General features: G+C 66.5%; 20 protein-coding genes. 13 read left to right on the plus strand and 7 right to left on the minus strand.

What is annotated here, in order from left to right; translation table 11 throughout:
• Positions 1–46: 46 nt before the first annotated feature.
• Both RT123_RS07980 and RT123_RS07985 read left to right on the plus strand, forming a co-directional pair.
• On the plus strand, positions 47–1,531 hold the full coding sequence (locus RT123_RS07980; protein ID WP_313008649.1) for a putative 2OG-Fe(II) oxygenase: 1,485 nt from the start codon (positions 47–49) through the stop codon (positions 1,529–1,531).
• Positions 1,532–1,548: 17 nt separating this feature from the next.
• Positions 1,549–2,301: an ATP12 family protein gene (locus tag RT123_RS07985; protein WP_313008650.1), complete on the plus strand. Its 753-nt coding sequence runs from the start codon at positions 1,549–1,551 to the stop codon at positions 2,299–2,301.
• A 9-nt stretch (positions 2,302–2,310) separates the two neighbouring features.
• On the opposite strand, the gene RT123_RS07990 is transcribed toward RT123_RS07985, so the two are convergent.
• Positions 2,311–3,090, minus strand: a complete 780-nt coding sequence (locus RT123_RS07990) for a pseudouridine synthase (protein WP_313008651.1) — start codon at positions 3,088–3,090, stop codon at positions 2,311–2,313.
• A 279-nt stretch (positions 3,091–3,369) separates the two neighbouring features.
• Between RT123_RS07990 and RT123_RS07995 the strand changes: the two genes are divergently transcribed.
• Positions 3,370–3,861, plus strand: a complete 492-nt coding sequence (locus RT123_RS07995; protein WP_313008653.1) for a hypothetical protein — start codon at positions 3,370–3,372, stop codon at positions 3,859–3,861.
• Here the strand turns inward: RT123_RS07995 and RT123_RS08000 are convergent, their stop codons facing one another.
• The gene (locus RT123_RS08000) at positions 3,862–4,497 is read right to left on the minus strand and encodes a DUF938 domain-containing protein (RefSeq protein WP_313008654.1); all 636 of its coding nucleotides are present in this window, start codon (positions 4,495–4,497) and stop codon (positions 3,862–3,864) included.
• A 196-nt stretch (positions 4,498–4,693) separates the two neighbouring features.
• Between RT123_RS08000 and RT123_RS08005 the strand changes: the two genes are divergently transcribed.
• Both RT123_RS08005 and RT123_RS08010 read left to right on the plus strand, forming a co-directional pair.
• The gene (locus tag RT123_RS08005; protein ID WP_313008655.1) at positions 4,694–6,541 is read left to right on the plus strand and encodes a phosphoenolpyruvate carboxykinase (GTP); all 1,848 of its coding nucleotides are present in this window, start codon (positions 4,694–4,696) and stop codon (positions 6,539–6,541) included.
• Between the two features lie 48 nt (positions 6,542–6,589).
• Complete coding sequence (locus RT123_RS08010) at positions 6,590–7,603, plus strand: FAD-binding oxidoreductase (RefSeq protein ID WP_313008656.1); 1,014 nt, start codon at positions 6,590–6,592, stop codon at positions 7,601–7,603.
• Here the strand turns inward: RT123_RS08010 and RT123_RS08015 are convergent.
• Positions 7,600–8,331, minus strand: coding sequence for a TonB family protein (locus RT123_RS08015; protein WP_313008657.1), 732 nt, complete (start codon positions 8,329–8,331; stop codon positions 7,600–7,602). The genes RT123_RS08010 and RT123_RS08015 overlap by 4 nt on opposite strands.
• 166 nt (positions 8,332–8,497) lie before the next feature.
• Between RT123_RS08015 and RT123_RS08020 the strand changes: the two genes are divergently transcribed.
• Complete coding sequence (locus RT123_RS08020; protein WP_055754840.1) at positions 8,498–9,295, plus strand: transglycosylase SLT domain-containing protein; 798 nt, start codon at positions 8,498–8,500, stop codon at positions 9,293–9,295.
• 88 nt (positions 9,296–9,383) lie between these two features.
• Positions 9,384–10,523 carry a DUF2336 domain-containing protein gene (locus RT123_RS08025; RefSeq protein ID WP_066551845.1) on the plus strand — a complete coding sequence of 380 codons (1,140 nt, stop codon included), beginning with the start codon at positions 9,384–9,386 and terminating at the stop codon, positions 10,521–10,523.
• Between the two features lie 119 nt (positions 10,524–10,642).
• On the opposite strand, the gene RT123_RS08030 is transcribed toward RT123_RS08025, so the two are convergent.
• The 3 genes from RT123_RS08030 to RT123_RS08040 all read right to left on the minus strand — a co-directional run bounded on the left by RT123_RS08030 (position 10,643) and on the right by RT123_RS08040 (position 13,131).
• Positions 10,643–11,119: a hypothetical protein gene (locus tag RT123_RS08030; protein WP_055754927.1), complete on the minus strand. Its 477-nt coding sequence runs from the start codon at positions 11,117–11,119 to the stop codon at positions 10,643–10,645.
• Positions 11,120–11,180: 61 nt separating this feature from the next.
• Positions 11,181–11,975, minus strand: a complete 795-nt coding sequence (locus RT123_RS08035; RefSeq protein ID WP_313008658.1) for an NAD kinase — start codon at positions 11,973–11,975, stop codon at positions 11,181–11,183.
• A gap of 31 nt (positions 11,976–12,006) precedes the next feature.
• Positions 12,007–13,131 (minus strand): DUF2336 domain-containing protein, encoded by a 1,125-nt coding sequence (locus RT123_RS08040; RefSeq protein ID WP_313008659.1) that lies wholly within the window; start codon positions 13,129–13,131, stop codon positions 12,007–12,009.
• Positions 13,132–13,304: 173 nt separating this feature from the next.
• Here RT123_RS08040 and RT123_RS08045 point away from each other — a divergent pair, with 173 nt between their 5' ends.
• The 4 genes from RT123_RS08045 to RT123_RS08060 all read left to right on the plus strand — a co-directional run bounded on the left by RT123_RS08045 (position 13,305) and on the right by RT123_RS08060 (position 19,262).
• Positions 13,305–14,069, plus strand: coding sequence for a class II aldolase/adducin family protein (locus tag RT123_RS08045; protein ID WP_313008660.1), 765 nt, complete (start codon positions 13,305–13,307; stop codon positions 14,067–14,069).
• A 185-nt stretch (positions 14,070–14,254) separates the two neighbouring features.
• On the plus strand, positions 14,255–14,839 hold the full coding sequence (locus RT123_RS08050) for a hypothetical protein (RefSeq protein ID WP_313008661.1): 585 nt from the start codon (positions 14,255–14,257) through the stop codon (positions 14,837–14,839).
• A 113-nt stretch (positions 14,840–14,952) separates the two neighbouring features.
• Positions 14,953–16,056: an efflux RND transporter periplasmic adaptor subunit gene (locus RT123_RS08055; protein ID WP_313008662.1), complete on the plus strand. Its 1,104-nt coding sequence runs from the start codon at positions 14,953–14,955 to the stop codon at positions 16,054–16,056.
• Positions 16,056–19,262: an efflux RND transporter permease subunit gene (locus RT123_RS08060; RefSeq protein ID WP_313008684.1), complete on the plus strand. Its 3,207-nt coding sequence runs from the start codon at positions 16,056–16,058 to the stop codon at positions 19,260–19,262. Before RT123_RS08055 ends, RT123_RS08060 begins: the two co-directional genes overlap by 1 nt.
• A gap of 4 nt (positions 19,263–19,266) precedes the next feature.
• Here the strand turns inward: RT123_RS08060 and RT123_RS08065 are convergent, their stop codons facing one another.
• A complete protein-coding gene (locus tag RT123_RS08065) occupies positions 19,267–19,770 on the minus strand; it encodes a cytochrome c family protein (protein WP_313008663.1) in 504 nt (167 codons plus the stop codon).
• A 151-nt stretch (positions 19,771–19,921) separates the two neighbouring features.
• Between RT123_RS08065 and RT123_RS08070 the strand changes: the two genes are divergently transcribed.
• Positions 19,922–20,188, plus strand: a complete 267-nt coding sequence (locus RT123_RS08070; protein WP_055754847.1) for a ferrous iron transport protein A — start codon at positions 19,922–19,924, stop codon at positions 20,186–20,188.
• A complete protein-coding gene (locus tag RT123_RS08075; RefSeq protein WP_313008664.1) occupies positions 20,188–22,056 on the plus strand; it encodes a ferrous iron transporter B in 1,869 nt (622 codons plus the stop codon). The genes RT123_RS08070 and RT123_RS08075 overlap by 1 nt, the downstream gene beginning before the upstream one ends.
• The last annotated feature ends 25 nt before the right edge of the window (positions 22,057–22,081 follow it).

Raw genomic sequence — 22,081 nt, forward strand, 5'->3', positions numbered from 1 at the left:
AGGACGAGGCCGAAGACGATCCCTTCCTGGGCGTGAAGCGAATCCGGTGACTGCTGAGGTCCAGGCGAGGGTCGAAGGGGCCAAGGCTCTGGCCGCCGCCGGGCGGATGAACGCGGCCTTGGATATGCTGGCGCCGATAGCGCAGCAGGCCGATGCGCCGTGGCAGGCGCTGTCGGTCCAGGCCGATCTGATGAAGCGGGCGGGGCGTCTGGACGAGAGTACGGCGCTGTCGCAGCGCCTCGTCAAGGTTCGGCCGCAGAGCGTGCCCGCATGGCATAATCTGGCGTCCACCCTCGGCGATCTCGGGCGAGCGGCCGAGGCGGAAGCCGCATGTCGCGCCGCCTTGTCCATCGGCGGCGATGCGCCGGAAACCTGGCTGGTGCTGGCGCGGGCCTTGCAGGCGCAAAGCCGGTTCGACGAGGCTGACGACGCCTACCGTCAGGCGCTGCTGCGCCGGCCCGGCTATGGCGATGCGCTGCGTGATCTGAGCCAGTTGATCTGGATGCGGGATGCCGATCTGGAAACCGCCTGCGCGCCGCTGGATGCCGCCATAGCCGTATCGCCAGCGACGCCTTTGCTGCGCCAGATCAAAGCGAAGCTGCTGGAATATGCAGGGGAGGGCGAGCGGGCCTATCGCACCCTGGTCGCCGGACCGCTGGATGGGCCCGGGGAACTGGCGGCGGCGCAGGCGTGTCTGACGTGGGATCCCCTCGGGGCGCTGGACCATGCGAACCGGGCGGCGGCGCTGGCGGGCGGCGAGGTTCCGGCGATCATGGTGACCCAGGCCGAATGCCTGTTGGCGCTGGGTCAGGCCGAGGCGGCGCTGGTCACGATCGAGACGTTGCGGACGCGCGAGCCGCTGAACCAGCATGTGCTGGCCTTTCAGGCGACGGCCTGGCGGATGCTCGGCGATGTGCGGTACGGCCGGCTTTACGACTACGACGCCTTCGTGCGGCCGTATCGGCTGCGGGCGCCTGACGGGTGGGCGTCATTGGAGGCCTATCTGGTCGATCTGGCGAAGGCGCTGCACGATCTGCATACGCTAAAGACCCATCCGGTGGGCCAGTCGCTTCGCGGGGGATCGCAGACCAGCGCGTCCTTGGCTCAGAGCGAAGATCCGGCCATTCGCGCCTTCTTCAAGGCCATCGACAAGCCGATCCGCGACTATATGGCGGCGGTTGGCCACGGCGACGATCCGCTGAGGGCGCGCAATACGGGCGACTATCGCATCCAAGGCAGTTGGTCGGTGCGGTTGAGGCCGAACGGATTTCACGCCGACCATATCCATTCGAACGGCTGGCTGTCCTCGGCCTGCCATATCGAACTGCCGCCGGCGGTGCAGGGCGAGCGCCGCGAGGGCTGGTTGCGGTTCGGCGCGCCGCCCGGCCTGCCGAGCTTGGCGGCAGAACACTATGTGCAGCCCCGACCCGGCACGTTGGTGCTGTTTCCTTCCTATATGTGGCATGGCACCCAGCCGTTCGGCGGCGAGGCGTCGCGTCTGACGCTGGCGTTCGACGTCGTGCCGGCCTGATTCCAACGGACCTTCTGATGACCGATCACCCCCCCCCGCATCGCCCACGTTTCGTCGAGCAGTCGCCGGATCGCATCTCCCGCTTCTGGACCGAGGCGGGCGTCGGGCCGCATGCGGACGGGGGCTGGGCCGTGCTGTTGGATGGGCGCACGCCGAAAACGCCGGACAAGGCGGCGCTGGTCTTGCCGACGCAGGCTGCAGCGCAGTTGGTCGCGGACGAATGGGCGGCGCAGGGGCAGTTTCTGGATCCGTCGACCATGCCGGCGACGCGGCTGGCCTCCACCGCGATCGACCGGATCGGGCAGGCGCGCGATGCGGTGGCGGACGAGATCGCCGCCTATGCCGGGTCGGACGTGGTCTGCTATCTGGCTGAGCATCCGACGCCGCTGGTCGAACGGCAGGCGCGGCAGTGGGGGCCTTGGCGCGATTGGGCCGCGCGCGAGATGGGCGTGGCGCTGGAGCCGGTCGCCGGCATCGTGCATATGCCGCAGTCGCCGGGCGCCATCGCGCGGGTCAAGGCGCATGCCCTGTCGCTGGACGACTTCCGCCTGACCGGGCTGGCGACGGCCGTGCCTCTGCTGGGGTCGGCTGTGTTGGCTTTGGCGGTGGAACAGGGGGCGTTGGATGGCGCGGAGGCGTTCGACCTGTCGCGGATCGACGAGCTGTTCCAAGAAGAGCAGTGGGGCGTGGACGCCGAGGCCGCCGAACGCACCGAGGCGCGCCGCGCGGAGGCCCAACTGCTGGATCTGTGGTTCAGAGCGCTCGATTAAAGCGCTCTATTAGAGCGCGGGCGGCGTCGTCGAGGCGGCGATCAGCATCGCGCGTTCCTGATCGGTCAGGTGGCGCCAGCGACCCTCGGGCAGGTCGCCCAATACCAGCGGCCCGATGCGGGTGCGATAGAGATCTACGACCTCCAGCCCGACCAGTTCGCACATGCGGCGGATCTGGCGATACTTGCCCTCGGTCAGGACGAAGCGAAGGCGCTGCGGCTCGATCTGGGTGACGCGGGCGGGCTTTAGCGGCTTGTCGTTCAGCGACAGGCCGTGGCGCAGCTTGCTGAGCTTGCCTTCGGTGATCTGGCCTTCGACAACGACCAGATACTCCTTGTCCAGCTCGGACGCCGGGCCGATCACCGCCTTGGCGACGACGCCGTCCGACGACAGAAGCAACAGGCCGCGCGAATCCTCATCCAGCCGACCGATGGGGGGCAAGGAGGCATCCCGCGCAGGCGTCTCGCCTTCGCCGACACGATTGGGCGTCTTCAGCAGTCGCACGGCCGGGATCTTGCCGGGATCGGGCTGGCCCGAGACATAACCGATCGGCTTGTGCAGCACCAGGGTCATGCCCGTCGCCAAGGCCGCCTGGGCGGTGTCGTTCAGGGTCAGGGTTTCGCCCGGTTGAATCTTTCGGCCGGCGTCGCTGATGGTCTCGCCATCGATGGAGACCAGACCATTGGCGATCAGGGTATCGGCCTCGCGCCGCGAACAGACGCCCGTCTGGCCCAGCCACTTGTTCACGCGAACAGGTTCGTCGCCGTCATAGATGCGGGTGAAGGCCATGCGATTCCGTCGTCCAGTCGATGCGGCTGTCTAGAGCCGGGCGGGATCGCGAGCAAGCGGGCCGCCGCTTTCAGGATTAGTAGGGCCGGTCCGTTTGAACTGGTAGGTTGATCCGGCCGGGATCGTCACTATATCTGACGGCATTCCACAAATGAGCCAGAGTGCGGGACGACACGCGTCGGACCCGTCGATTTTCATTTTTCTGGTCATCGGCGTGGGTGGTTCGACAGCGTCGCTTGTCGGATCTGGATCAGTATTGAAACATCTCAAGGAGACGTCTTGTTCGCTCAAAACAAATCTTCCTCAGGCCCCCGTCGCACCGGTTACAACCGTCCTGTTCCCACCCGTCTGCGCATGGGGCTGGTGATGCGGCGTGACATGGCGTTCGGCGAGTTGGGCGACGTGGAGGGCGCGTTGCGGGCCGAAGGCGTGGGCTTGGCCCCGATTTCGACGGGCGACGCCAGTTTGATCGCCGGCGGCGTGACCGTGTTGGCCACCGCAACGGCCAAGGACATCGCCGAAGGCCGTCTGAAGGGTTTGGTCGTTCCGGGCGGTTCGACGGATGAGGCGTCGTTGGCGGCCGTGCGGTCGCTGATCGACCTGGCGCGCGCCAACGGTCTGACGGTCATCGCCTTCGCCGACGGCGTCACGCTGGCGGCCGACAGCTTCGGCTTATCGGCCCAGGCCGAGGGCGCGGTGTTTAAGGACGGGGGGGTGACCCTCCTGAACGAGCGGGCCGAACTGTCCAAGCTGGTCGGCGCGATCGTCTGATCAGACGGCGCGGAACAGCAGGATGAGGTTGTTCGCCGGCATCTGAACCCGCAGCGTGGCCGCAAGGCCATGCGAGCGGGCCAGGGTCTCAACCGCTTCGCGATCACGCAAACCCCATTGCACGTTTCGCGCCTTCAGGCTGGCGTCGAAGGCCGCGTTCGACTCCGCCAGCGGAACGTCGGCCTCGCGATAGGGGCCATAAAGCGCCAGCAGGCCGCCGGGTCGTCGCAAGACCCGATCGGTCAGATCCATCAGCCCCTCGGTCGCCGACCAGGGGCTGATGTGTGTCATGTTCGCACAATACAGGGCGTCAAAGGTGTCGGACGGCCATGTCGTGTGATCGCCGGCGTCTAGCGCCAACGGCGGCTTCAGGTTCGACAGATCGAGCTGGCGGCTCCAGGCGGTGATGCTTTCGCGGGCTTGATCGCTGGGGTCGCTGGGCGTCCAGTCCAGATCCGGCAGGGCGGCGGCGAAGGCGGCGGCGTGTTCGCCCGATCCGGACGCGATCTCGAGCACCGATCCACGCGCCGACAGATGGGCGCGGAGCACGCGAAGAATCGCCTCGGCATTGCGCCGCGCAGCGGGCGATGTCAGTGCGCCGTCCGGCAAGACGGTGATGGAGTCCAGGCTGTTCATTCGTCCTAGGTATCGTCGAAACGCGACGAACACATCTGCGATTTCTCACCGCGAAAGGCCGGTTGTTTGTGCATTTTTTGCGCAACTTGACGATCGCCCAGGCCCGGCGCAATTCGCTTGTAACAGTGCGTGATCGTCACGCTCTGAAGGCCACGACGGCGTCAGATCGTCGGACCTTTTCGCTCAGGAGACGCCCTTGTCCATTCTCACTACGCCCGGATTGCGCCCGGCGCCCACCGCCCATGCCGGGCTGATCGCCTGGGTCGAGCAGATCGCCACCCTGACCAAGCCCGCCAAGGTCCATTGGTGCGACGGCTCCGAGGCCGAGAAAGAGGCCATCACCGCCGACCTGCTGGCCAAGGGCACGTTGAAGGCGCTGGATCAGACCAAACGGCCGGGCTGCTACTACGCCGCCTCCGATCCCCGCGACGTCGCGCGCGTGGAGAGCCGCACCTTCATCTGCTCGGACGACGAGGCTGACGCCGGCCCGACCAACAACTGGGCCGATCCGATCGAGATGCGCGCCCGTTTGGATGGTCTCTTCGACGGCTGCATGGCCGGGCGGACGATGTATGTCGTCCCGTTCTGCATGGGCCCGCTGGGGTCGGAGATTAGCGCCCTAGGCGTCGAGATCACCGACAGCGGCTATGTCGCCCTGTCGATGGGCGTGATGACCCGCATGGGTAAGCCGGCGCTGGATCAGTTGGGCGATAAGGGCGTCTTCGTGCCGGCCGTCCATACGTTGGGCGCGCCGCTGGCCGATGGTCAGGCGGACGTGGCCTGGCCCTGCAACGACGACAAATGGATCGTGCATTTCCCGGAGACGCGCGAAATCTGGTCCTATGGTTCGGGCTATGGCGGCAACGCCCTGTTGGGCAAGAAATGCTACGCCCTGCGCATCGCTTCGATCATGGCTCGCGATGAGGGATGGCTGGCCGAGCACATGCTGATCCTGAAGCTGACGGATCCGAAGGGCCGGGCGAAATACGTCGCCGCCGCCTTCCCCAGCGCGTGCGGAAAGACGAACCTAGCCATGCTGCAACCGACCCTGCCGGGCTGGAAGGCCGAGACCATCGGCGACGATATCGCCTGGATGCGTTTCGGCGACGACGGACGACTGTATGCGGTCAATCCCGAGGCCGGCTTCTTCGGCGTCGCGCCGGGCACCAGCCGCAACACCAACCACAATGCGCTGGAGACCTTGGCCTCCAACACCATCTTCACCAACACCGCCCTGACCAACGATGGCGACGTCTGGTGGGAGGGGCTGACGAAACAGGCGCCTGAGGGCCTGACGAACTGGAAGGGACATCCGCACGATCCCGCGTCCGACGAACCCGCCGCGCACCCCAACGCCCGTTTCGCGGCGCCCGCCAGCCAATGCCCGGCCATAGCGCCGGAGTGGGAAGATCCCAGGGGCGTGCCGATCGATGCGATTCTGTTCGGCGGTCGTCGCGCCAGCGCCGTGCCGCTGGTAACCGAAGCCTTTGATTGGGAACATGGCGTATTCATGGGCTCGACCGTGGCGTCCGAAGGCACGGCGGCGGCTGAGAACAAGGTCGGCGAACTGCGCCGCGATCCCTTCGCCATGCTGCCGTTCTGCGGCTACAACATGGGCGACTATTTCGCCCACTGGCTGAAGATGGGGCAGGGGCGAGACGCCTCGAAACTGCCGCGCATCTTCTTCGTCAACTGGTTCCGAAAGGATCAGGACGGCCGCTTCGTCTGGCCCGGTTTCGGCGACAATGCGCGCGTGCTGAAGTGGATCAGCGAACGGATCGACGGCGAGGCCGAGGCGGTTGATACGGCGGTCGGGCGCGTGCCGTCCGTTTCCGCGTTGGACCTGTCAGGCCTGGACTTGACGCCGGCGCAATTGTCGACCCTGTTGGACGTGGATGCAGGCGTCTGGGCCGAAGAGGCGGCATTGATCCCCGACTTCTATCGCCAGTTCGACGATCGACTGCCGACTGCCCTGTGGAACCAGCACGCGGCCCTGGTCGCGCGTCTGGACGACGCCGGCGCGGCCTCGATGGCGGCGGAATAGGCGAAAGCCATCTTGCAATAGGGACGTTGCGGGTCAATCAGACGGCCCGTGACGTCTTCCTCTCCCATCGTGATCGTCGGCGCTGGCGTGCTTGGCCTCTGCACGGCGTTTGAACTGCATCGGCGCGGCCGGGCGGTGTGGGTGGTCGATCCCGGCGAGGTGAACGCCTCCCTGGTGGCTGCGGGGATGATCGCCCCGGCGATGGAATCGGCCATCGATGACGTGTCGCTCGATCGCGCCCAACTGTTTCGGGCGGGACGCGACCTGTGGTCCGAGTTCGCGAGCGCCGCCGGCATCGCTCTGGCGCGTCGACCCGCCGAATGGCGAGGCGGCGATGTGGGGGCGATGGAGGCGCGGTTGCGCGCGCTGGACTTCGACGCGCGGCGGGATGGCGCCAGCGTCACGACCGATGACGATTATCAGGTCGAGCCAACACAGGCTCTGGCGGCGCTAAGGCGAGCGCTGGGTGACGCTGTCGTAGCCGGGACGGTGACGACGATCGCCCGCATCGATGGCGGCTGGCGGCTCGAAGTCGGTGATCGGTGGCTGGATGCGGAGGGGGTCGTGCTGGCCACCGGCGCCGGTGACGCCATCATTGGTCTGCCCGAGACCGCGCGCCGTTTGATCGAGGAAATCCAGCCGATCCGCGGACAGATCGGCGTGATAGCCGAACATCTTGTCGATCATGTCGTGCGCGGACCAGGCGCCTATGTCGCGCCAATGGCCTCGGGTGCGGTCATCGGAGCGACGATGGAGCCTGGGCGGCGGGATACGGCGCCGGATGCCAAGGCGTCGGAACGTCTGACCCAGGCGGCTTGGGCTGCGCTGGGTCGGTCGCCCGAACCGCTGGCGATCGAATGGCGCGTCGGCATCCGGGGCGCGACGGCGGATGGTCTGCCGCTCGCGGGCGCGGCGTCTGGTGAAGAGGGCTTGTTTTTGGCCTTGGCGCCGCGTCGAAACGGCTGGTTGCTGGGGCCCTTGGTCGGCGCCGTGGTGGTCGATGGGATCGAGGGGCGGACGGCGTCGCCACACGCCCGCGCCCTCGACCCTGGTCGGTTCTAACCCTCCATCGCGAACCGGACGGTGAAGTTGACGGTCGCGCCGTCGACAGGCCGGCCGTCAACGGTGCGCGGGTTCATGCGGAACGACCGCGTCAGGCTCTGCGCGGCGCGGCCGAAGCCCTGGCCGCTCGGTGTCTCGCCCACGACCCGGCAGTCGTTCAGGCCGCCGTCCGCATTGACCACGCAACTAAGCGTCGCCGAACCCGGCGTGCCGTTCTCTGCGGCGCGGGTCGGATAAGCCCGCGCCATCTGCGCCGCCGAAGGCCGGCTGGCCCAAGATGGATTGTTAATCACCGACGGCGGGCGCGGCGGCGTCTCGACGGTTGCCGTGCCGCCCTCGACGCCGGTGGGGGCGACGCTGAGGGCCGGCAGACCGGGTTGGGCGGTCACGACGCCGGGCTCGGGCGGCGTCAGCGGGATCGTCTGCACCGTCGAGGGCACGGGGATCGCCGACTTGTGAATGGGCGTTGGCGGCGCCGCCGTTTCGGGCGTGGGCAAGGGCTTGGGTTTGGGCGGCGCCATCATCACCGAGACCGGCGGGTCGAGGATGTCGTCGATGGGCGCCGCACTTAGCTCGAATCTTTGATTATAAAGCGCCACCCCCGCCGCAACGTGCAGGACGACCGAGACGCCGATGGCGCCCAGCATCCAGCGCGGGATGGGTTTCTTACGTTCCCCGAAGTCGATCGAGCTGATCAAGCCGGGACCACCGGCAGCACGGATCATCATAACGTCACTCCCTCGTTCACCGCCCCCGCAGCGCCCGTAACTGCAAGTTGAGCGCGCAGGTTGTGGCGGCTTTACGGCGAAGTTTTCCCGTTCGACGAAGGTCGAGGCGTTAACGCGGCCGTTAAGAATTAAGAGTTGGTTAACTACGTTCGCCGACCCTTCGCACATGGGTATCGGAGCGATTCCATCGACAGGCGGAGTAGAGGCGGCCATCCGGCGCGCGTCGAACGCCGTTGGCGTGGACTATGACTTCCTGGTCAAGACCGCGCGGCGCGAGAGCGCGATGAACCCGTCGGCCAAGGCCCCGACCTCGTCGGCCGCCGGCCTGTTTCAATTCATCGAGCAGACTTGGCTGGGCACGGTCAAGCAGCACGGGGCCCAGCACGGCTACGGCCAGTACGCCGACCTGATCCATCGCGGGTCGGACGGACGTTGGCGCGTCGAGGGTTCAGCGCGCAATGTGGTGCTGGACCTTCGATTCGATCCTCATGCGGCCTCGACCATGGCGGCTGAGTTGACGGCGTCCAATGCCGCCTATCTGCGCGGACGCACGGGCAAGGAACCGGGCGCAGGCGATCTGTATGCGGCTCATTTCCTGGGGCCGGCCGGCGCCGCCGGTTTGATGGAGGCGATGGATCGTAATCCGGGCGGCAGCGCCGCAGCGCTGTTCCCCGACGCTGCGCGGGCCAACCGCAGCATCTTCTATCGCAATGGACGCGCCGCCACGGTCGCCGAGGTCCACGCCAATCTGCAGCGCACGGCAGGCGAGGGCGCACCCGCCGCCGGAGCCGGCGAGACGAAATACGCCGTGCCGAACCTGAGCGACAAGGACCAGATGCTGGCCGCACGTCTGGATCGGCTGAAGCAGGATCAAGGCCTTCTGGCGCTATTGCTCGGTCAGGATGGATCATCCAGCAGCGGCTTCGGCGGCGCTTTCTCGCCAAATGGCAAGGAATCGACCTGAGTCGTTGCATTGCAACCGATGGTAAACCGCCCGTTAAGCATGGCAGTCTCATTCTGGGATCAACGTCCGATTCCATCACGAGCCGTCCATGACCGCCTTCCGCGCCCGCCTGACAGAAGTGGACATCCGACGCCTGATCAAGGCGACGGACGACGATGAGCGGGCCGAAGCGGCGCACAAGCTGTGCCGCAACATGGAGCGCGCGGAACTGAATGAGGACGACAGGGCGGCGGCGCAGAAAATCCTGCGTCTGCTGGCCAATGACGCCGCCGAACTGGTGCGTCGCGCCATGGCCGTGACGCTGAAGGCGTCCGATCTGATTCCCAACGACGTGGCGCGCAAACTGGCCGGCGATCTGGACAGCATCGCCCTGCCGATCATCGCTTCCTCGCCGGCGTTCAGCGACGAGGATCTGATCGAGATCGTGCGCGCCGGATCGGTCGTGCGTCAGGTCGCCGTGGCGGGGCGGGCGCGGGTGTCGCGCGATGTCGCAACCGTGTTGGCGGCCGAAGGATGCGAGCAGTCGGTTCGCACCTTGGCGGCGAATGACAACGCCGACCTGTCCGAAGGCGCGCTGGCGACCGTCGTCGAGCGTTTCGCCGAAGCGCCTGAAGTCCTAGCCGCCGTAGCCTATCGCCAGGTCCTGCCGCTGCATGTGACCGAACGGTTGATCCAACTGGCCAGCGAGGCGGTGCGCGAACATTTGATCAGCCATCACGCTGTGGCGCCGGAAACCGCGATCCGTCTGGCCCAATACTCTCGTGAGCGGATGACGGTCGATCTGGTCGATCAGGCCAGCGCCAGCGCCGATCTGGCGGCCTTCATGGCCCAGCTGAACGCCCGTCGCGTCCTGAACGCATCCCTGCTGCTGCGCGGACTAGCGCGGGGTCAGATGGCGATGTTCGAATATGGGCTGGCCGAACTGGCCAACACGCCCCATCACCGCGCCTGGCTGATGGTGCATGACGCCGGTCCGCTGGGGCTGAAGGCAATCTATGATCGCGCGGGTTTGCCGCCGCGCCTGTTCCAAGCCTTCCGCGCGGGCGTCGACACCTGGCGTGCGCTCGCGGCGGAGGGGATCGATACGTCGAGCGCTTATTTCCGCGATCAGATGCTGGAGCGGTTCCTGACCCAGCGTCCGGCCGTGCTGCGCGACGATCTGGCCTATCTGATGGAGCGGCTGGATCAGTCGCCGTCGCTCAGCCTGACCGCCGCCAACGCAGCCTGATCCTGAGAGCCTGATTCACGGCATCGACGAAGTCGCGAAGTGACTCGTCTCAACCGATCAGGCTTCAAGAAAAAGGTCCGCCGGAGACGACGGGCCTTTCGCAAACGGCTGGAGGGACTTCAGCCCGCGAGGTGATCTGCGACGCGCGCTTCCAGGGTCTCGGCCAGGGCGCGGCCGGTCGGATGTTCGTCAGTCTTGATCTGGTCGCGGACGACGGCGCGGATGGCGTCGATATGGGCGTCCAGGATGGCGATGGGCGCAGTCATGCGGCGATCGGCGTCGTCCAGCATCTTGCACAGCGAACCAGCGATGCGGGTGACCAGCGGATATTCGTAGGTCGTCCCCAAACCCTTCAGATCGTGGGCCCGGAAATACAGAGCCTCTGCGGTGACGGGGGTGTAGCCCTGCTCGCGGATATCGGCCTGGGCCTTGTCCAGCTTGACGATCTCGTCGTTCAGCCACTGGCCGAACTGGGCCGACATGGCTTTCAGCGCTTCCTCTGCACGGGCGATGGCGTCGGCGTTGATGCCGAAGCCGCCGCCGACCTTGAGCCGCAGCGAGTTGGTCGGAGGGGTGATCTGCGCCGGATTGCTCATGGCGGGCTCCATAGGACGTTCACGCGAAGATACGGTGGCGGGCTTAAGAAGCCGTGACCGATCAGTTGGCGAACTGTTCGGCCATTACGCGTTCGTCGAACGACCGGCCCGCATCGAAGAGCATGCTCAGGGTGACGTCACGACGCTCGCGCACCTCGACGCGGGCGACGCGTCGGACCTCGAAGTTGTCGGCGGTCGCCGAGACTGGGCGTTTGTCGGCCTCCAGAACCTCGAACCGCACCTTGGCGCCGTGCGACAACAGGGCGCCGCGCCAGCGTCGGGGACGGAAGGCGCTGATGGGCGTCAGGGCCAGGATGCGGGCGTCCAGAGGAATGATCGGGCCGTGCGCCGACAGGTTATAGGCGGTCGATCCCGCAGGCGTCGCTACGAGGCAGCCATCGCAGGATAGTTCCTCGAGACGCACGCGCTCGTCGACGGTGATGCGCAGCTTGGCCGACTGGCGCGTCTGGCGCAGCAGCGACACCTCGTTGATGGCCAGACCGGTGTGGACCTCGCCGCTTTCGGTCCAGGCATCCATCTGCAGAGGGTGGATGACCGTCCTTTCGGCCGTCGCGATCCGCTCAAGCAGACCGTTTTCGTCGTAGTCGTTCATCAGAAAGCCGACCGACCCCCGGTTCATCCCGTACACGGGCGTGCGCTGGCGCAGGTTGCCGTGCAGGGTTTCCAGCATCTGCCCGTCGCCGCCCAAGGCCACTATTACATCGGCCTCGTCTTCGGGCACGGCGCCATAGCGGGCGATCAAGGCCTTGCGCGCCGCCTGGGCTTCGGGCCGGTCGCTGGCGACGAAGGCCAATCGGGGCGACGACGGCAGGGGAGAGGGGCTTGACTGAGTCACTTGGCGACGTGGCCCGAGCTTGCGCGCAGAGTCAAACGGTCGCGGGCCTGTGCATCATCTGATGGAAGGCGCGAGAGGCGGCGTGCGCGCTCATCGGCGTCGCCTTCCAGCCGCCGTCGGCGGGCATTCCGCCCGAAAGCTTGCGCACCTCGACCAGAACGGAGGCGAAAACGGCCTTATCCACGCCCACGGCGATGCAGGCCAAATAAAGCGGCTCGGCGGTCGGAGCCCGGATGGCGTGATGCACCTGTGCTTCGCTGAAGCCGCCCAGAACCGCCAGCGTCTGTTCGAACAGTTCGAAACGCTGTTCTCGTAGCGCGCGGACCAGCAGACCGGGGCGCAGCTGGCCGGCGGCTTGAAGTTTTTCCACCAGTCGTCGTTCCGCGTCGATGCGTGCGCGATCCTCGGTCATCCGGGCGGACATGGCGCGCCATTCCGGGCTGCCGACAGCCTTCGCCGCCGCGTCCTGAACCGCCGCATTCAACTGGTCGTCGTCGATGCGGAAGCGTTCGCCGATCGACTGACGCAGAGCTTGGCCGACCCATTGATAAAGCTGCTGAGCCAGTTGTTCGTTCAGCCTGGGGTGACGCGTCAACGGCGCCCGCAGGCCCGCGATGCGGCGCGAATGATCGACCAGCTTGCGCATGGCGTCTTCGCCAATGTCGGCCGTACGGTTGGACGCCAGTGCCGTCATGGTGACGGGTTCGGCGCGATCGACGATCGTGTCCACGACCGGCCGCGCCAGCTGCGGGCGCCGGGCGACGGCGATTTGATGCTCCAGCGTCGCCTCGATCAGCAGGCGTATCAGGTCGGCGTTTTGAAGAAGCGGGCTGGAGGTGATGACCGGGCGGGCGATCTCGATCTCATCCAACGCCAACATATTGACCAGCGCAGGCGGCGCCCAGTCGACGCCCGCGATCCGTTCGGACAGGGCCAGTCGAATATCCCGCTCGGCCTGGGCTGTCAGAGCGAGGAAAATGTCGCTGAGCAGCGGCGCGACCTTGGGTGGCGGCGGATTGGATTCACACAGCGAGGTGACCTTAAGCAGCAGGCGCTGACGGTCGTCGGCCGAACGGCTGCTGGCCAGCACCATAAGCTCAGACACAGTCCGGTCGTCCCAGGCGTCGCGGGGCGGCTCCAGTTGAACGACAGACAAGGCGGCTCCCCGAACCGGCGACGATGCTTAACCATATGCTTGCGTGATGAAGACCCGGTTAAGCAAGGCCGCCGCAGGGGGTGCCGTCACGTCAACGGCGGCCTTGTCGGCTTGACGACGCGACCGCGCGGGGTGACGGTTTGTCAAAGCCCATCCAGAGGCAGGAGGAAATCATGGCGGACGGAACCAGTCCTTCGATCAAGTCGCGCGTGTCCGAGGCCGAATGGCAGGTTCGTGTCGAGCTGGCAGCCCTCTATCGGCTCGTCTCCTTGAACGGTTGGGACGACATGATCTTCACCCATATCTCGGCGCGCGTGCCCGGGCCGGAGCATCATTTTCTGATCAATCCCTACGGCTTTTACTTCGACGAGATTACGGCCTCGTCGCTGGTGAAGGTCGATCTGGAAGGGAACATCGTCCAGGACACGCCCTATTTCATCAATCCGGCGGGCTTCACCATCCACTCGGCCGTCCACGCCGCGCGCGAAGACGCCAAGTTCGTCATCCATCTGCATACAGTGAACGGCGTGGGCGTCGCCGCTCAGGCCGAAGGTTTGCTCCCCGTCAGTCAGAACGCGTGTTTACTACAGCATCAGGTTGCGTATCATGGGTACGAGGGGTTGGCCCTGAACCATGACGAACGCGAACGTCTGGTCGCCGACCTGGGGGACAAACCGCTGATGCTGCTGCGAAACCACGGCACGCTGGCGGTCGGGGAAACGGCGGCTCAAGCATGGATCGGCATCTTCTTCCTGGAGAGGGCCTGCGCGCAGCAGGTTGCGGCGTTGTCCGGCGGGCGCGAGCACATCCTGTTGGCGCCGGACGAAGCGCAGGCCGAGACCAAGGAGCAGGGGCGCGGCATTGGGTTCATCTCGTCGCTGGCCTGGCCGGGCGCTCTGCGACAGCTGGATCGAAAGTCGCCGGGCTACGACGCCTAATTCCCGTTGTCGCGGGGGCGCTGGTCCTCGCGGCATCGACGCCGACTGAAGTCGTCGCCGGCGCCTGGACCCAGCCGAAAAGCAAGGGCCAAGCCATCGTCAAATATGAGCGGCTGAGCGCCGACACAGGTTTCGACGCTGGTGGCGAAGAGCGTGAGCTGCGCGGCCAGCGGCGCGACGCGACCTTGGGTCTGTTCGCCGAATACGGCGTGTCGGATCGGCTGACGCTTCAGCTGAAGGCGGACTGGCAGGACGGCGAGGACCCCTTCGTCAACTACAGCGGACGCGGTCCAATCGAAATCGGTGCGACCTGGCAGGTCTGGCGCGACGACCTGAACGCCGTCAGCCTTTACGGCGGCTATACCAAGGCCGGGGAGGGGCGCAACGCCGGCTATGCCGCGCCGGGCGTCGGCGATCACGATTGGGAGGCGCGCGTGTCGGTCGGCCGGTCCCTTAGCGAGATGGGCGAGCGCTGGGGAATGGACGGCGCATTTGTCGAGCTTCAGGCCGCATGCCGTCTGCGGGACGGCTTGCCGGATGAAACCCGAATCGACGCCACGGCGGGCGCCCGGCTCGGCGAGGATTGGATGATGCTGGGTCAGGCGTTTGGCGGCGCGGCCGACGGCGGCGCGCGCTGGCTGTCCTTGGAAGCCTCGGTGGTGCGTGATTTCGGCGCCTGGAGCTTGCAGGCCGGATGGAGACAAACCGTCGCAGGCCAGGAGATTCCCATCAGCCGCGGGCCCGTTCTTTCGATCTGGAGACGATTTTAGGCAAGATTTCCGCGACGGAAAATGTGATCCGGCACGTTACTGATACGTAACATTGCGCGCACTTCATTACCCGGTAATGCATGCGGCGTCCCCCTGACCGAGAGACCCCCCGCGTGATCAAACGTCACTTCTTCCTCGTCGCCGCCGCTGTCCTGCTTGCCCTGATGGTCGTCGCCGCCATCGTCAAAGTCTCCGCTGGAGACGAAAAGAAGGCGGCAGGGCCGGGCGGCGGTCGCGGACGCGGGGCGCAGCAGGTGTCGGAGGCCGTTGTCGCGCAGCGGCCCTTCTCGGATCAGATTCGCGTCTTGGGCGTGGCGCGCGGCGAGCGGTCGGTGAATGTCACCTCTTCGACCACCGAACTGATCACCCGCGTCCTGTTCGCGGACGGCCAGTACGTCTCGGCCGGCGCGCCACTGGTCGAACTCCAAGCGCGTGAAGAAGACGCGGCCATTATCGAGGCTCGCGCCAACGTCAATCAGGCCCAGCGCGAATACGATCGCTACAAGGCCCTGGCCGACCGGGGCGTCGCGCCCCAGGTCATGCTGGAACAGGCCGAGACCGGGTTGGAAACCGCGCGAGCGTCGTTGCAGGCGGCCCAAGCGCGTCGCGGCGATCGTGTAATCCGGGCGCCGTTCTCCGGGCGCGTCGGTCTGACGACGGTGACGCCCGGCACGTTGATCAACCCGGGCGCGGTGATCACGACGCTGGACGACACCTCGACGATCCGCGTCGATTTCCCCCTGCCTGAGCGCTATCTGAACCTGCTGCGTCCCGGCGCCCAGCTGACGGCGACGGCAGATGCCTATGGCGACGAGCCGTTTACGGGCCGGATCGCCCTAATCGACACACGCGTCAACGAAACGACGCGCGCCGCAACCGCGCGCGCGGAGTTCCGCAACCCCGGCGGCCGCATCCGTCCCGGCATGCTGATGCGCGTCGCGGTCCAGCAGGGCCAGCGTCAGGGCGCGGCCGTGCCCGAGTCGGCCGTGCAATACGAAGGCGCCGGCGCCTTCGTCTATCGCATCGCGCCCGGCCAGAACGGCTCGACCGCCCAGCGGGTCGAGGTCGAGACCGGGGCCGTCGAGAACGGCTTCGTTGAGATCCTGTCCGGCATCGAGGCGGGCGACCGCATCGTCGGATCGGGCCTGAACCGTATTCAGCCGGGCGCGCCGGTCAGCGTAGGCGGCCAGGGTCGCAAGTCGGGCGCCGCCAAATGATGCTGTCCGACGTCTCGGTCCGGCGGCCCGTCTTCGCGGCCGTCGCGGCCATCGTGCTGTGCGTGATCGGCGCGGCGGCCTTCTTCTTCCTGCCCGTGCGCGAACTGCCGGACGTCGATCCGCCCATCGTCTCGGTCAACACCAGCTACGCCGGCGCCTCGGCCGAGGTCATCGAGAGCCGCATCACCGAGCCGGTAGAGCAGCAGATCGCCGGCATCCAGGGCGTCGAACGTATCAACTCGACCAGCCGCGACGGACGCTCCAACGTGAACATCGAGTTCTCGCTGGACCGCAATATCGACGACGCCGCCAACGATGTGCGTGACCGCGTCAGCCGCGTGGTCGGCCGCTTGCCCGATCAGGCCGACCCGCCCGAGGTGGCCAAGGCCGATTCCGACAGCCAGCCGATCATCATCGTCTTCCTGCGCTCGACCAGCATGAACCGGCTGCAGCTGACCGATTACGCCGACCGCTATCTGATCGACCGGATGGCGACGGTGCCCGGCGTGGCGCAGGTCAACATCTATGGCGAGCAGCGCTATTCGATGCGGATCTGGCTGGATTCCGCGGCCATGGCAGCGCGGGGCCTGACGGTCAACGACGTCGAGACGGCGCTGACGAACCAGAACGTCGAACTGCCCGCCGGCTCGCTGGAATCGACGGACAAGGACTACACCGTCCGCGTGGCGCGCACCTACGCCCTGCCGGAAGACTTCCGTCAACTGCCCATCGGCACGCGAGGCTCGGCCTCGGCCTCGGCGACGGTCGCCACGGGGACAGGCAGCGGCTCGTCAGCCATCATCCAAGGGCAGCCGACTTATGTGACGCGCCTTGGCGACATCGCGCGCGTGGAGGAAGCGCCGGAAGAAGACCGGCGTCTGTTCCGCGGCAACGGCATGGATCAGATCGGCCTGGCCGTGACACGTCAGGCGCAGTCGAACGACCTCGCCATCTCGGACGGCGTCCACAAGATGATCGAGGAAATCCGGCCGACACTGCCGCCGGGCGTGACCATCGAGGTCGGATCCGACAACTCGGTCTTCACCTCGCACGCGATTGACGAAGTCTGGATTACCATCGGCATCTCCATGGCGCTGGTGGCTCTAGTCAATTTCATCTTCCTTGGCAGTCTGCGGGCCGCGCTGATCCCGTCCATCGTGGCGCCGATCTGTCTGCTGGCGACATTCATCGTCTTGGCCCCGCTAGGCTTCTCGCTGAACCTGCTGACTCTGCTAGCCCTGGTGCTGGCCATCGGCCTCGTGGTCGATGACGCCATCGTGGTGGTTGAGAACATTCAGCGTCGTCTGGATCTGGGCGAGCCGCCTCTGGTCGCCGCCGAACGCGGCGCGCGCCAGGTCTTCTTCGCGGTCGTGGCCACCACCATCGTGTTGCTGTCAGTGTTTGCGCCGCTGCTGTTCCTGCCGGGCTATGTCGGACGTCTGTTCGTCGAACTGGCCGCAGCGATCGCGGCGGCTGTGGCCTTCTCCGCCTTCCTGGCGCTCAGCCTGTCGCCGATGCTGGCCTCCAAGATTTTGCGACCCGCCCATGGCGGCGGCTGGGTGGCGCGCAAGGTCGATTGGGGCATGGATCGGCTGAAGTCGTCTTATGGTCGGTCGCTGGACATGCTGTTGGGACGACGCATCGCCGTGATCGGCGTCGGCGCCCTGATCCTGCTGGTCGCAGCAGGGGCGGGCGGCATCTTCCTGACCCTGCCCAACGAACTCGTGCCGGACGAGGATCGCGGCCGGGTGACGGTGCGCGTCGCCGGGCCCGAAGGCGCGGGCTTCGACTATACCCGCAAGATCATGCTGGGGCTGGAGCCTCTGCTAGCCGAATACAAAACCAGCGGCGAGGCCGACAGCTATCTGGTGTCCGCGCCCGGCTTCGGCGGCGGCAGCTTCAACTCGGGCAATGCGGTCCTGACGCTCGCCGATTGGTCCAAGCGCGACCGCTCGGCGGCTGAGATCGCTCAGGAATTGAACGGCAAGCTGCGCGGCCAGACCGGCGCCCAGGTCAACGCCTCCACCCCCGGCGCCTTCCAGCGCGGCGGCGGCAACTCCAATTCCATCGAGTTGATCGCGACCGGCAGCGACTATCAGCAGATCTACGCCTGGCTTCAGCCTATGCTGGCCGCGGCCCAGGCCAATCCCGGCTTCTCGCGTCCGCGCCTGAACTATGAGCCGAACTCGCCGCGTCTGCTGGTCGATGTCGATCCGCAAAAAGCCGCTGCCTTGGGCGTTTCATCACAATCCATCGGCCGTACGCTGGAGACCATGTTCGGCTCTCGCCGCGCCACGACCTACATCAAGGGCGGTCAGGAATACGATGTCATCCTGCAGACGGAGCGTGACAATCGTCGTGAGGTCGCCGATCTTGAAGCCCTGTATGTGGCAACCGGGGGCGGCCAACTGGTGCCGCTGTCGGCCGTGGTCACGACCAAGACCAGCGGCGACACGCCGGACCGTCGCCGTCTGGATCGACAACGCGCGATCTCACTGCAGGCCGACCTCAATCCCGGCACCACGATCGACGACGCGATCCAGTTCCTGAACGCCGAGGCGGCCAAGCAGCCGCAAGGGGCCGTCGTCACCCAGTGGGGCGGGGCGGCGCGCGATCAGCAGGAGGCAGGCGGGGCGGTGCTCGCGGCCTTCGGTCTGGCGCTTTTGCTGGTCTTCCTGGTTCTGGCGGCCCAGTTCGAAAGCTGGATCACGCCTGCGGTCATCATGCTGACGGTGCCGCTGGCGGCGGCGGGCGGGCTTTTCGGCCTGCTGATGGCGGGCTCCAGCCTGAACATCTACAGCCAGATCGGCCTCATCATCCTGATCGGGGTGGCGGCCAAGAACGGCATTCTGATCGTCGAGTTCGCCAACCAACTGCGCGACCAGGGGCGCTCGATCCGGGAGGCGATTATCGAGTCGTCGTCCTTGCGTCTGCGTCCGATCATCATGACCTCGATCGCAACCGCCTTCGGCGCCCTGCCGCTGGTGCTGTGGCAAGGCGCCGGCGCCGGCAGCCGTCAGACGATCGGCGTGGTGATCTTCACCGGCGCCATCTTCGCCACCGTCCTGACCCTGTTCGTGGTCCCGGTGATCTATGGCGTCCTGGCGCGCTTCACCAAGTCGCCGGAATGGACCGCCCGCAAGATCGAGGAGTGGGAAGCCCAGGAACTGCGCGAAGGCGGCCCCAAGGAACTGCCCGAGGCCTGACGGATCAGGAGGCGGGCGCCGGCTCTGGCTTGTAGTCCGTCTCCACCTTCAGGAAGGCGATGACGTCGCGGCGATCCGTGGCGTCGGGCAGACCGGGGAAGGTCATCTTGTTGCCAGGCAGGAAGGTGCGCGGGTTTTCCAGCCAGTGATCCAGCTTCTCGGCGTCCCAGGTGAAGGTCGCCGTGCGCATGGCGTTGGAATAGTTGTAGCGGGGACGATCTCCCGCCTTGCGGCCGAACACGCCGTATAGGTTTGGACCCGCCATGTCCGGCCCGCCTTCGCCAATGGTGTGGCAGGCGCGACAGCGCGCAAACGCCCGACGCCCGTTCTCGAGATCACCCGCATTGTAGGGGGCGGGCAGGGAGGCCAGCAGTGTCGCCTTTTCCGCATCCGTCAGCACGTGAACCGGCGCGGCAGGCGTGGTTGCGGACGGCTCGCCCTGGCCACAGGCGGCCAGGGTCAAAAGCGGGGCCAGAAGAAGGGGGGCGACGAGGGCGTGGCGTGTCATGGCGGCTTCCTGTTTGCCTTGTGATAGCGCAACGCACCGGCGCGGCAATTGGTCAAGCTGTCCTGCTGGACGTAGCCCCCTCGCACCTGATAATCAGTGTCAAAGAAACGCGGAGCCGTGGGGGAGCGGCCTCGCCCGTGCGAGCGTAGAATTGACCGACACCATCAAGTTGAGCCAAGCCCGACGCGGCGATCGCGGCGTCATCGTTCAGGTGGGCGCCCATTGTCACCATCAGGGCGAGGCGGTCGAGCTGGAACGCCGTCTGCTGGAACTGGGCTTTGTCGAAGGCGCGCAGATCGAACTGCTGCACGAAGGTCTTTTCGGACGCGACCCGATCGCCATGAAGGTGGACGACATGCGCGTGGCCCTGCGTCGCCACGAGGCGGAAAGCCTCTCGATCCGGCTGGGCGCCGCCTGATGGACATTGCGCTGAAGACGGCTCGTGTCGCGCTGGTCGGCAATCCCAACAGCGGCAAGACGGCCCTGTTCAACGCCCTGACTGGCGCTCACCAGAAGGTCGCCAACTACGCCGGCGTGACGGTGGAGCGCAAGGAAGGCCTGATCCGCGCCGCCTCGGGCCGCACGATGTCGGTGCTGGACCTGCCCGGCACCTATTCCCTGCGCGCCCGCAGCCCTGATGAGGAGGTCACGCGCGACGCCGTCCTAGGGCGACTGGCCGGCGAGACGCCGCCCGACGTGGTGGTCTGCGTCGCGGACGCCACTAATCTGCGTCTGGTCCTGCGCCTGATTCTGGAGCTCAAGGCCGTCGGTCGGCCGATGGTTCTGGCGCTGAACATGTATGACATCGCCCAGCGCCAGGGCCTGCGGATCGATCTGGAGCGACTGCGCGACGAACTGGGCGTGCCGATCATCACCACCGTGGCCACCCGCAAGCGCGGCATCGACGATCTGGTCGCCGCCATTGAGGACCAGGCCGCCGTCGCCGCCGTGACCGAAAGCCAATGGCGCAGTCCGGACGCCGCCGAGTTGCGAACCGCCGCCCGCGAGGCCGAGCGGATCATGAAGGCCTGCGTCCGCCCGCCTGAGCGGCCCGACACACTCACCGGCAGGATCGACTCGGTGCTGCTACATCCGGTCGGCGGGCTGCTGATCCTGTTCGCCCTGCTGTTCGTGATGTTCCAAGCCGTGTTCAGTTGGGCCGCGCCGGTGATGGACGGCATCGAGGCCGGCATCGGCTGGCTGGGCGGCCTGGTCGCCAATGTGCTGCCGGACGGCCTGCTGCAAAGCCTGATCGTGGACGGCATCATTTCCGGCGTCGGCAGCGTGCTGATCTTCCTGCCGCAGATTTTGATCCTGTTCCTGTTCATCATCGCGCTGGAAGACTTCGGCTATATGGCCCGCGCCGCCTTCCTGATGGACAAGATCATGGGCGGGGCGGGGCTGCACGGCCGGGCCTTCATCCCACTGCTGTCCAGTTTCGCCTGCGCCATTCCCGGCGTCATGGCGGCGCGGGTGATCGATTCTCGGCGCGACCGCCTGACCACCATCCTGGTCGCGCCGCTGATGACCTGCTCGGCGCGCATCCCAGTCTATACATTGATCATCGCGGCCTTCATTCCCAATAAGACGGTCTGGGGCTTCGCGAACCTGCAGGGCCTTGTGATGTTCGGCCTCTACGCCGCTGGCATCGTCAGCGCCCTGATCGTGTCCCTGCTGATCCGCAAGGTGTTCTGGCGCGGTGCGGTCGAGCCCTTCATGATGGAGCTTCCGGCCTACAAGACGCCGGACCTGCGCAGTGTCGGCTTCAATCTGTGGCTCCGGGCCAAGATTTTCCTGAACCGGGCGGGCCGCATCATCCTGCCGCTCGTGATCATCTTGTGGGTGCTCGCGACCTTCCCCTATCCGCCGGAGAATGCGACCCTGCCGGCCATCGACTATTCGTTCGCGGGCATGATCGGCCGGGCTCTGGAGCCGATATTCGCCCCCATCGGCTTCAACTGGCAGATGGTCATCGCCCTGATCCCCGGCATGGCGGCGCGCGAGGTCGCGGTGGCGGCGCTGGGGACCACCTACGCCATCGCAGACGCCGAAAATGCGACGGGGCTTCTGGCCTCGACCCTTGCGTCGCACTGGTCTCTGGCGACGGCGCTGTCCTTCCTGGCCTGGTACATCTTTGCGCCCCAGTGCGTGGCGACCTTGGGCGTCGTGCGGCGCGAGACCAACTCGCTGAAATGGACCTGGATCATGATCGGCTACATGTTCGGTCTGGCCTATCTGGCGTCGCTGGTGACCTATCATGTGGCGGTGGCGCTCGGAGGCGGTTAAGCCTGAGCGGTTCGCCGCCTTCGGG

Origin of the sequence: Brevundimonas vesicularis, assembly GCF_032067225.1 — a bacterium.
Lineage (GTDB): Bacteria > Pseudomonadota > Alphaproteobacteria > Caulobacterales > Caulobacteraceae > Brevundimonas > Brevundimonas vesicularis_F.

Coding starts and splice junctions, on each gene's coding strand:
- RT123_RS07985 (WP_313008650.1), top strand. CDS start 1,549: ATGACCGATCACCCCCCCCCGCATCGCCCACGTTTCGTCGAGCAGTCG.
- RT123_RS07990 (WP_313008651.1), bottom strand. CDS start 3,090: ATGGCCTTCACCCGCATCTATGACGGCGACGAACCTGTTCGCGTGAAC.
- RT123_RS08000 (WP_313008654.1), bottom strand. CDS start 4,497: ATGAACAGCCTGGACTCCATCACCGTCTTGCCGGACGGCGCACTGACA.
- RT123_RS08015 (WP_313008657.1), bottom strand. CDS start 8,331: ATGATGATCCGTGCTGCCGGTGGTCCCGGCTTGATCAGCTCGATCGAC.
- RT123_RS08020 (WP_055754840.1), top strand. CDS start 8,498: ATGGGTATCGGAGCGATTCCATCGACAGGCGGAGTAGAGGCGGCCATC.
- RT123_RS08025 (WP_066551845.1), top strand. CDS start 9,384: ATGACCGCCTTCCGCGCCCGCCTGACAGAAGTGGACATCCGACGCCTG.
- RT123_RS08030 (WP_055754927.1), bottom strand. CDS start 11,119: ATGAGCAATCCGGCGCAGATCACCCCTCCGACCAACTCGCTGCGGCTC.
- RT123_RS08045 (WP_313008660.1), top strand. CDS start 13,305: ATGGCGGACGGAACCAGTCCTTCGATCAAGTCGCGCGTGTCCGAGGCC.
- RT123_RS08060 (WP_313008684.1), top strand. CDS start 16,056: ATGCTGTCCGACGTCTCGGTCCGGCGGCCCGTCTTCGCGGCCGTCGCG.
- RT123_RS08065 (WP_313008663.1), bottom strand. CDS start 19,770: ATGACACGCCACGCCCTCGTCGCCCCCCTTCTTCTGGCCCCGCTTTTG.
- RT123_RS08075 (WP_313008664.1), top strand. CDS start 20,188: ATGGACATTGCGCTGAAGACGGCTCGTGTCGCGCTGGTCGGCAATCCC.